The sequence below is a fragment of the Halorubrum persicum genome (genome assembly GCF_002727125.1).
Taxonomy (GTDB): domain Archaea; phylum Halobacteriota; class Halobacteria; order Halobacteriales; family Haloferacaceae; genus Halorubrum; species Halorubrum persicum.
The window spans coordinates 1-2543 of the sequence record NZ_NHOA01000010.1 but is presented as its reverse complement, the minus strand read 5'-3'; the positions used below and the strand labels follow the sequence as shown (position 1 = coordinate 2543).

Below are 2543 nucleotides of genomic sequence, written 5' to 3'. Positions count from 1 at the left end.
TGCTTTGTGAGGTACTGAGAATAAGAAAGGCTCCTGTCTGCCATTCCTCTACTATATCAACTCCACTCTTATTGGACATATCTCACGTATGAACTCCCTATCATTAACCATTTAGTGTCTATCAGCACTTTTCAGCGACCAGACGTTTCAGACGATAATGTGTCGGGAGAATAGGATTTCAACAGAGCCAGTGGAATATAGATCAGACAGATCGGTTCCTTAGGCTTCTAGAACGACACACACCTCGTCACGAGTGTATTCACTGATAGCTTCCAGAACCAGACCCCCCGTGTGCGAGATGATTTTGATTCTGCCTTAGTGGGGACCCGTGTGAGAAGTGATTTGAATGCTGCGTCGACGGGTGACACCCCGTGTGCGATATGAAATCTTGGCTACTGTTGTCAGACAAATATTATTTATTTTACACAAACATCACCAGATCCACCCCCCGTGTGCGAAATGATTTCGGCGTCCGGTTCGACCTTTTCGCGTCAGTTACCGTCGAAGAAATCGTCTATCTGTGCGTTGACAACAGACCGAATCAGGTTCTCGTCGTTGTCTACCTCTTCGAGTCGGATGTCGGCCTGAAGCGTCTCCGCGACCACTTCCGGATTGTCGACGAACGTGTATTCCTTGTGGACGCCACTGCCGTACCCGCGCCCTCTTTTCTCAGACGTGACGAAGTTGTAGGTCTCGGCCTCGCTCATGTATCGGAGGTAGGAGTCCCGAGACTTTTCGTCGGCATCCAGCAAGTCGGTGAGGTACTGATATACGCGATACGCAACCGTGCTGGGAACGGCATTCAGGTTGCGTTGGGAGTAAACCGGGACGATCGCCGTGGCGTAGAGGGAGAGCTTCTTTTGGGTGGACAGCCCCTGCATCTGCGTGAGTGTCCGGTCACGCTCGGCTTCCTTCTGGGCGTCACGAACGTGGGCTTCGGTTACCATGTCCTCGCCCTGACGGTCGGCGATCTCACCGGCTTTGCGGAACAGGTCGATCGCTTTTCGCGCGTCGCCGTGATCCTGCGCCGCAAACGCCGCACTGAGCGGAATGATGCCGTCTTCAAGCACGTCGTCTTGGAACGCGTCGCGGCGACGCTCCAGAATTGACTGGAGCTGGTTTGCGTCATAGTCTGGGAACACGACGTCTTGCGGGTTGAACGAACTCTCCGCCCGGCCGTCGAGATCTTCCATGAACCGAGGGTCGTTGGTGAGCGCTGCGACGGAGACGTGCCCCTCGATCCGACCGAGCTGTGAGGCGCGAGACAGCTGGTACAGCAGCTTCGAATACGCCGGCTCGTCGTTTGGATCTCGTTGTCGGCCAGCCAGCAGGTCGACCTCATCGAGAATGATGATGACAGAGTCGAAGTTGTTGCTCAGAATCTCGTAGAACCGGTTGAGCTTCTGGTCGGTCGAAATGCCGCTCTGCGGGATGCCGACATCGACGCCGGCTTCATCGGCCGCGTTCTTCGCAAGCCGATAGACAGCGCGGTCGTGTGACTTGATTGTCTGGCAGTTGATCCGAATGACGCCGAATCGGTCACCCTGTGCGTTCGCCAGTTCGAGAACCTGCTGACAGACGGCGTTGACGATGAGCGACTTCCCAGTCCCTGACGGCCCGTAGAGCAGCATATTGGGAGGCCGATTGCCTTGGAGCGCCGGTCGGAGGTAGGTGATGATATCGTCCAACTGCTCGTCGCGACCAACGATTCGATCCTCGTCGATGACGGCATCCGGGTCCAGCAGCCCTTTGTCTTGAAAAACAGAGTTCTGAACTCCCTCTTGGAGTCGTCCTTTGATGGATTGTGAGAGGGACTGTTGATCGTCGCCGTCAGCCATATTTTCGGAGTATGGTCGAAACTATAAATAAATACGGGGTACCGCGTGCGAGGTTAAATAAGCCGTATTCTGCCGATAGAGTCGATCTATAGATGGGCGGAAGACGAAGACAGATCACCGCGAGCAAAGTCAATTAGGCGGAGTCACCCCCCGTGTGCGATATGAAATGCCGATTCCTCATTGAGCGGCTATTCGAGGTGTGAGACAAGAGAAGTGACTTCGTCGAACTGTCTCGGTAAGGGAGGGGACCGATAAGTTGTACACACGGCTCAAACAGGCCCACGGTTCCTCTTGGCGGTCCCCATCGAGAGACGATCACGTCGGAGAGGTACCCCCACACCCCGTGTGCGATATGAATTTGGTGAGTCGGTAGGTAGGGGCGAAGCAACGAAAGCCGATCTGTCTGAGTGAGAACGTCCACGAGAAGCTGTGACACCGATGAAAACGCCTAGTCAACAACAGGCCGATGCCACGGATGGGTTCAGTCTTATCAGAAAACAAACTTTTTCGTTTCGGCCGACCTTACGCCCATTGCGGATATGGTTAACAGGGTGAGTACCTAAAGGTTTCTTTCACTAATAGCTAATTTCGATATTGTCGTTGTCGACCTGTCTGCTCCGTGAAACCACCATTAGCGAACGCTCCGTCGACTCTCGCTCGGATCACCCCCTCCCACCTTCTTCCTGATTTCATATCGCACACGGG

At 54.2% G+C, this 2543-nt stretch carries 1 protein-coding gene; it reads right to left on the bottom strand.

What is annotated here, in order from left to right; translation table 11 throughout:
• Positions 1 to 491: 491 nt before the first annotated feature.
• A complete protein-coding gene (locus DJ69_RS01700) occupies positions 492 to 1838 on the bottom strand; it encodes a Cdc6/Cdc18 family protein (RefSeq protein ID WP_099254020.1) in 1347 nt (448 codons plus the stop codon).
• Between the last annotated feature and the right edge of the window lie 705 nt (positions 1839 to 2543).